The organism is Streptomyces swartbergensis, from assembly GCF_002148965.1.
GTDB lineage: Bacteria > Actinomycetota > Actinomycetes > Streptomycetales > Streptomycetaceae > Streptomyces > Streptomyces swartbergensis.
On the sequence record NZ_NGFN01000401.1, the window covers coordinates 1 to 7,440 of the forward strand.

Consider the following 7,440-nt stretch of genomic DNA (forward strand, 5'->3'; position numbering starts at 1 on the left):
GGTCGGAGGGGCTGGGCGCGGTGCCGAAGCCCTCGATGTGGACGACGGCGCCCACCGGGGCGATCGCCACCTGCGCGCGCCAGGGGCCGGAGGGCTCCCGCAGATGGTCGACATACACCTTGATCGTCAACGACTCGCCGGGCCGGAGCGTTCCCGACGACTGGCTGAGGTAGAGCCAGTCCGCTCCGGTGGACGCGGACCAGCGGACCGGGGCCGGGCCCGTGGCGGTCAGGGTGACGAGGGTGGTGTCGCCGCTGTTGTCCGCTGTGACGTCCAGGGCGCTCTTGCGGCCGGCACCGGCGACGCCGATGACCTCCACGGAGACGTCGGCCTTGCCGTTCTTGCCGAAGCGGGGGCCGGGTCTGGTGCTCGCGTTGCCGGCGTTCTCGTAGCCGCCGCCGGCCATCTCGCCGTCCAGGGCGAACGGGTCGTCCGCCTCGCGTGCGGAGGCGGAACGGCCGTCCTGGCCCTCGCCGACGGGGGTGCCCCGGTAGGCGGCCCACAGGGCGAGCACGGGGGCGGCCACGACGGTGGCGACGACGGTCGTGGTGACGGCACGCGCGCGCAGGCGGTCCCTTCGTGCGGCGCGGTCCTTGGGGTCCATCGGGAAACCGCGCCGGTCGAAGCGGGGTCCGGCGCCACGCGCGCGTGAGGAGTGGGCCATGGCGACGTGCAGGGCCGCGCGCGGGGCCGGCAGGACGGGCAGTTCGGCGGGCGTGACGCTGGTGCCGGGCCAGCGGCCGGGGATGGCGCGCTCGGCGGTGCGGCGGCAGCGCGGGCAGTCGTCGACGTGGCGGACGAGTTCGCGGCGCAGGGTCGTGCCGAGCACGGGCCGGTCGTCGCCGACGAGGTGCGCGACGCTCGGACACGCCCCGGTCTCGACCACGGCCAGTGCCGCACGCGTGCGTTCCACCTCGCAGGCGGCCGAGGCGAGCAGATCGCGGGCGGCGGCCGGGTCCATGCCCAGGACGGCGGCGACCTCCTGGGCGGCGAGGTGGTGGCGCACGGCCAGTTCGAGCGCCTCGCGCTGCTCCGGGGTGGTGCCGGCGGCCTCCGGCCAGGCGAGCAGGGCCAGTTCGCGCCGCCGCCGTTCCTGGACCTCCTCGGAGACGGCCGGGCCGGCCGGCCGGTCGGCGCGCTGCGGGCGGCCCGCGGCGTGGCTGCTCTGACGTTTCTGCTTGGCCTCCGCCAGCTTGCGCAGGCACGCCCAGCGGGCCAGCGCGTACAGCCACGCCCTGCGGTCGGCGGGGGCGTCGGGGACGTGCTTGCCGCGGCGTTCGGCGAGCGCGAGGGCGTCGCCCATGGCGGTGGTCGCGGCGTCGTGGTCGCACAGCACGGACAGGCAGTAGGTGAACAGGCCGTCCAGGTAGGGCTCGTAGCGCGCGGGCGGCCGCTGCGCCAGCGTGCGCGCCGCCCCGCGGTCACGCGCTTCCCGGTGCGCCCGGTGCGGGCCGGCCGTGCGGGTCGAGCGGGTCGAGATCTCCGGAGTACTGCTCATCATTCGGCGACCGTAGGCGGCCGGGAGTGGCACCTTCCGGCGGCTTGAGCACATTTAATCCGTACGGGTGAAACGATCCCTCAAAAGGGGACATGAACCAGTGGTTCCGCCGCTGGCGCGGGGTGGCGGGGCCCTGGCGCGCAGGTGGCCGAGCCGGTCGGTCCCCGCGTTGTCAGTGGCGGCGGCTACGGTTTCGTCCATGGCTGCCCGTACGAAGACCACCAAGGACCGCCCGTCCTACCGCTGCACGGAATGCGGCTGGCAGACGGCGAAGTGGCTCGGCCGCTGCCCCGAGTGCCAGGCCTGGGGGACGGTCGAGGAGTACGGCGCGCCCGCGGTCCGTACGACGACGCCGGGCCGCGTCACCACCTCCGCCGTGCCCATCGGCCAGGTGGACGGCCGCCAGGCCACCGCCCGCTCCACCGGCGTGCCCGAGCTGGACCGCGTGCTCGGCGGCGGGCTCGTGCCCGGCGCGGTGGTGCTGGTCGCGGGCGAGCCCGGCGTCGGCAAGTCGACGCTGCTGCTGGACGTGGCGGCCAAGTCGGCGAGCGACGAGCACCGCACGCTGTACGTCACGGGCGAGGAGTCGGCGAGCCAGGTCCGGCTGCGCGCCGACCGCATCCACGCCATCGACGACCACCTGTACCTGGCGGCCGAGACGGATCTGGCGGCGGTGCTGGGCCACTTGGACGCGGTCAAGCCGTCGCTGCTGATCCTGGACTCGGTGCAGACGGTGGCCTCGCCGGAGATCGACGGCGCTCCCGGCGGCATGGCCCAGGTGCGGGAGGTCGCCGGGGCCCTGATCCGGGCCTCCAAGGAGCGCGGCATGTCCACGCTGCTCGTCGGCCATGTCACCAAGGACGGCGCCATCGCGGGCCCGCGCCTGCTGGAGCACCTCGTGGACGTCGTCCTGAGCTTCGAGGGCGACCGGCACGCCCGGCTCCGGCTCGTCCGGGGCGTCAAGAACCGCTACGGCACCACCGACGAGGTCGGCTGCTTCGAACTGCACGACGAGGGCATCACGGGCCTGGCCGATCCGAGCGGGCTCTTCCTGACCCGTCGGGCCGAACCGGTCCCGGGCACCTGCCTGACCGTCACCCTGGAGGGCCGCCGCCCGCTGGTCGCCGAGGTCCAGGCGCTCACGGTCGACTCGCAGATCCCCTCCCCGCGCCGCACCACGTCCGGCCTGGAGACCTCCCGGGTGTCGATGATGCTCGCGGTGCTGGAACAGCGCGGCCGGATCAGCGCCTTGGGCAAAAGGGACATCTACTCCGCGACGGTCGGCGGTGTGAAGCTTTCTGAGCCCGCCGCGGACCTGGCCGTCGCCCTCGCCCTGGCCAGCGCGGCGAGTGACACACCTCTCCCCAAGAACCTCGTCGCGATCGGGGAGGTCGGCCTCGCGGGCGAGGTGAGACGGGTCACAGGCGTGCAGCGCAGGCTGGCAGAAGCCCACCGTCTGGGCTTCACACACGCCCTCGTCCCGGGCGACCCGGGCAAGATCCCCTCGGGTATGAAGGTCCTGGAAGTCGCGGACATAGGGGACGCCCTGCGGGTCCTCCCCCGGTCCCGTCGCAGAGAGGCCCCACGGGAGGAGGAGGGTCGCCGGTAGACTTTGCCCTGGTCTCGCCCGTCCGTGCGAACCGAGCGCGCGACACGGGGGCGCCCAGAACCTGCGACCGGAGGAGTGCAGTGGCAGCCAACGACCGGGCATCAGCTCCCGGAAAGTCCGGCGGGAGTGCCGGTACCGATGGCCTGATGCGCGCCTCCCTGAGCGCCGTGGCACCCGGGACCGCCCTGCGTGACGGCCTGGAGCGGGTGCTCCGCGGCAACACCGGCGGTCTCATCGTGCTGGGCTCGGACAAGACGGTCGAGGGGCTGTGCAGCGGCGGTTTCGTGCTGGACGTCGAGTTCACCGCGACCCGCCTGCGCGAGCTGTGCAAGCTGGACGGCGGCATCGTGCTGTCCTCGGACCTGTCGAAGATCCTGCGCGCGGGCGTGCAGCTGGTCCCGGACCCGACGATCCCCACGGAGGAGACGGGCACCCGGCACCGCACCGCCGACCGCGTGAGCAAGCAGGTCGGCTTCCCGGTCGTCTCGGTCTCCCAGTCGATGCGGCTGATCGCCCTGTACGTCGACGGCCAGCGCCGCGTCCTGGAGGACTCGGCGGCGATCCTGTCCCGCGCCAACCAGGCCCTGGCGACCCTGGAGCGCTACAAGCTCCGCCTCGACGAGGTCGCGGGCACGCTGTCGGCGCTGGAGATCGAGGACCTGGTGACCGTCCGGGACGTCTCGGCGGTCGCCCAGCGTCTGGAGATGGTGCGCCGCATCGCCACGGAGATCGCCGAGTACGTGGTGGAGCTGGGCACGGACGGCCGGCTGCTGGCCCTCCAGCTCGACGAGCTGATCGCCGGCGTGGAGCCCGAGCGCGAGCTGGTCGTCCGGGACTACGTCCCCGAGCCCACCGCCAAGCGCTCCCGCACGGTCGACGAGGCGCTGGCCGAGCTGGACGCCCTCACCCACGCCGAGCTTCTCGAACTGCCCACGGTGGCCCGCGCGTTGGGCTACACCGGCTCACCCGAGACGCTGGACTCGGCGGTGTCGCCGCGCGGCTTCCGCCTGCTCGCCAAGGTGCCCCGGCTCCCCGGCGCGATCATCGACCGCCTGGTCGAGCACTTCGGCGGCCTCCAGAAGCTGCTCGCCGCGAGCGTCGACGACCTCCAGACGGTGGACGGCGTCGGCGAGGCCCGGGCGCGCAGCGTCCGGGAGGGGCTGTCGCGGCTGGCGGAGTCGTCGATTCTGGAGCGGTACGTCTAGCGCTTGAACTGCGTCGGCCGGAACGGCGGGGGCGGCTGGAACGGCTGAGGGCGGTACCCGGCAAGGGATACCGCCCTCGAGCGACCGCTGCCACACCGCACTCGGCGCCCAGCCACCGATCAGCCGTGTGAACAACGCTTCAGGTCAATACACCTAGTCGGCCGACAGCACGAACGACGTCTGCACCTTCGCGAAGCCGGGTGCCTTGGCTTCCACCAGGTACGTGCCCGTCCCGGCCGAGCCCGCCGGAGGCGTGGCGCACTCGGGGGCGCTCGGCTTGCGGTCCCAGCTCACCGTGTAGGTGATGCCGCTGCCCGCGGGCACCCGGTAGAGCTGGTGTGCGGCGGCCTTCGGGCAGTCCTTGGAGGACCAGTAGTCGTCGTCGGAGCTCGCCGGGGTGATCGTGAACACCGCGTTCTTCGGCCCGAGATCGATCTTGCAGTCGCTGCCGGAGATGTTCCGCGCGGTCAGCAGGAACGTGGGCGTCTGCTCGGGGTCGTAGGTGTTGTGCCGGCTGCGCAGGCTGAACTTGACCACGCCGGCGGTGCAGTTGGGCAGCGTGGAACCGGCCGGCAGCGTGTCGCCCACGCCGACGCCGACGCCGACGCCGCCCACCGTGGTACCGCCGCCGGAACCACCGGCGCCGCCCGACCCGGCGGACCCGCCGGAGCCGGAACCGCCGCCGGAGCCCGTGCCGGAACCACCCCCGGAGCCGTCACCCGAGCCGTCGCCGGAACCGTCCCCGGACCCGGACGACGAGCCGCCGGAGCCCCCGCCGCCCGACTCGTCGCGTCCGCCGGGCGCTTGGCTGATGGCCGGGCCGGAACTCGACGGGCCCGGCGTGATGGTGGAGGGCGCGGGATTCTTGCCGTTGGCGTCGTTGTCGCGGTCCTTGCCGCCCCCGCCGCCCATGGTGACGATCCAGGTGGTCAACAGCGCCAACAGGGCGACCACGGACACCAGTACGACCCTCCGACGCCAGTAGATGGAGGAGGGAAGCGGCCCGACCGGATTGCGCAGAGATCCCACGGCGCAAACCTTACGAGAGATCGGCGCGTTCGCCTGTCCCACCCGCCGCTCGGGACCACAACTTTTCCGGATCATCATCCCGGAAATCACCGCCCCACCCCTGTCTTTCGACAGGTACGGCACGCGACGATCGCTGGGTGTGACGGTATCGGCCTGGCGCCTACCGTCCGTGACCATGAACTTCGAGGACAGCGGGCTCTACCGCGACATCACCGACTTCGCCCACGACACCCCGATGTGGGTACAGCACGGAGCCGAGACATGGACGGAGGCCGGACTGCTGGTCTTCGTCGCGCTGTTCGCCACCGCCTGGTGGCGTGCCCGCCGCGACACTCCTCAGGCGTTCGCGATCGCGGCTCTTGCACCTCTGGCCACGGCAGTGGCGTACGTGTGCAGCGAGGTGCTCAAGTCCGCGGTCACGGAGGAGCGTCCGTGCCGGGCGGTCGCCGGTGCGGCCGCGTCCCTCGCCGAGTGCCCACCGCACGGCGACTGGTCCTTCCCGTCCAACCACGCCACGATCGCGGGCGCCGCGGCGGTCGCCCTGGTCCTGGTCCGGCGCGCGCTCCTGTGGCTGACGGCCCCGCTCGCCCTGCTCATGGCCTTCTCCCGGGTCTTCGTCGGCGTGCACTATCCGCACGACGTCATCGCGGGGCTGGGTCTGGGCACGCTCGTCGCCCTCGCCGCCGTACGGCTGGCCACGGGCCCGGCGACGCGGCTGGCCGAGGCGATGCGCACCTCGTCGGCACCGGCCGTGCGGTGGTTCACCGGGCCGGGGACGGCGCCCGTCACGTCGTACGGCTCGCACGCGCGGCGCTGAGCCGGCCGGTATGCGCATCACCGAGCCGGGACGCGCCCCCACCGCCGCGCCCCCTCGGTCGTCACGACTCCACCAGCCCCGCTTCGTACGCCACGATCGCCGCCTGCACGCGGTTGCGCACGCCCAGCCGGTCCAGGACCGCGCTCACGTACGCCTTCACCGTGCCCTCGACGAGGTGCAGCCGGGCGGCGATCTCCGGGTTGGACAGGCCCGCGCCGACCAGGCCGAGCACCTCGCGCTCGCGGGGACTCAGCACGGCCACGCGCGCGCGTGCCTGTGCCTCGCGGGTCAGGCGGCCGCCACCGAGGCCCTCGTCGATGACGTACCGGGCCACCTTGGGCGACAGGAACGCGGCACCGGCCGCCACCGCCCGTACGCCCGCGATCAGTTCGTACGGGTCCCCGGACTTCAGCAGGAAGCCGGTGGCACCACCGCCGAGGGCGCGGGTCACGTAGGCGCCCTCGGAGAAGGTGGTGAGCATCGCGACGGCCGTGCCGGGCACGGTCCGTACGATCTCCTCCGCCGCCGTGAGGCCGTCCAGGCGGGGCATGCGGATGTCGAGCAGGGGCACGTCCGGGCGGTGGGCGCGGGCCAGCTCGACCGCCTCGCGGCCGTCGCCCGCCTCGGCGACGACCTCCGTCTCGCCGCTGCTGCCCAGGATGGCGCGTACCCCGGCCCGGACCAGGGCCTCGTCGTCGGCCAGCAGGACGCGGATCACTGTGAAAACTCCTCGTACTCTTCTCGGCCTTCGCCGGACAGACCGATCCGCGGGACCACGTCCTTGGCGACCAGCCGACCGGCGTCGAAGCACAGTCTGAAGTGGTCGACGGAGACGAACAGTTCGCCGCTCGCCCGGTAGTAGCGGCAGTCGGCTCCCTCGGGTGGGGCGGGGGCCCGGTCGTCGGGCGGGTCGTTCACGTCGCGCTCGGGCAGCGCGTGTTCGACCTCGGCCGCTGGGGTGCCCAGGCGCAGTTTCGCGTACGCGGCGGGTTCGAGCACCGAGTGCTTCTCCGTGTACGCGTACCAGCTGAAGGCCGCCCCGACCAGGACGACGCCCGCGCTCGCCGCGGTGCCGAGGCCGACGGCGACCCGGCGGCGGGCGTGCGTGAACGGCGCCCGGGCGGGACGGGCCGGTCCGACCGCGGTCTGCTGCTCGGGGACGTACGCCCGGACCCGGAACCCCTCCCCGTGTGGGCCCGCCTCGAATTCGCCGCCCACCGAGGTCACCGCGGCCCGCAGCCCGAGCAGGCCCGTACCGCCACCCGAGGGGCGGGAACTCTCC

At 73.5% G+C, this 7,440-nt stretch carries 6 protein-coding genes and 1 pseudogene; 3 read left to right on the forward strand and 4 right to left on the reverse strand.

All coding sequences use genetic code 11. From position 1 onward, the window contains the following. The coding region (locus tag CA983_RS37940) for a BACON domain-containing protein (RefSeq protein ID WP_107500331.1) at positions 1-1,501 on the reverse strand (1,501 nt) is incomplete at its 3' end. Between the two features lie 196 nt (positions 1,502-1,697). Here CA983_RS37940 and radA point away from each other — a divergent pair. Together radA and disA are read left to right on the forward strand one after the other, a co-directional pair. Next, complete coding sequence (gene radA, locus CA983_RS37945; protein ID WP_086605265.1) at positions 1,698-3,107, forward strand: DNA repair protein RadA; 1,410 nt, start codon at positions 1,698-1,700, stop codon at positions 3,105-3,107. 80 nt (positions 3,108-3,187) lie between these two features. Then, positions 3,188-4,312: a DNA integrity scanning diadenylate cyclase DisA gene (gene disA, locus CA983_RS37950; protein ID WP_086605266.1), complete on the forward strand. Its 1,125-nt coding sequence runs from the start codon at positions 3,188-3,190 to the stop codon at positions 4,310-4,312. Positions 4,313-4,465: 153 nt separating this feature from the next. On the opposite strand, the gene CA983_RS37955 is transcribed toward disA, so the two are convergent. Beyond that, a complete protein-coding gene (locus CA983_RS37955) occupies positions 4,466-5,341 on the reverse strand; it encodes a hypothetical protein (RefSeq protein ID WP_086605267.1) in 876 nt (291 codons plus the stop codon). A 175-nt stretch (positions 5,342-5,516) separates the two neighbouring features. Between CA983_RS37955 and CA983_RS37960 the strand changes: the two genes are divergently transcribed. Then, complete coding sequence (locus tag CA983_RS37960; RefSeq protein WP_208637125.1) at positions 5,517-6,158, forward strand: phosphatase PAP2 family protein; 642 nt, start codon at positions 5,517-5,519, stop codon at positions 6,156-6,158. A gap of 61 nt (positions 6,159-6,219) precedes the next feature. Here the strand turns inward: CA983_RS37960 and CA983_RS37965 are convergent, their stop codons facing one another. Both CA983_RS37965 and CA983_RS37970 read right to left on the reverse strand, forming a co-directional pair. Further along, on the reverse strand, positions 6,220-6,876 hold the full coding sequence (locus CA983_RS37965; protein ID WP_086605269.1) for a response regulator transcription factor: 657 nt from the start codon (positions 6,874-6,876) through the stop codon (positions 6,220-6,222). After that, positions 6,873-7,440, reverse strand: a pseudogene (locus tag CA983_RS37970) (sensor histidine kinase); the annotation flags it as partial. The pseudogene CA983_RS37970 and the gene CA983_RS37965, both read right to left, overlap by 4 nt.

What these genes read in the sequence shown, in the direction of transcription:
- radA (WP_086605265.1), top strand. Translation starts at nt 1,698, where the DNA reads ATGGCTGCCCGTACGAAGACCACCAAGGACCGCCCGTCCTACCGCTGC.
- CA983_RS37960 (WP_208637125.1), top strand. Translation starts at nt 5,517, where the DNA reads ATGAACTTCGAGGACAGCGGGCTCTACCGCGACATCACCGACTTCGCC.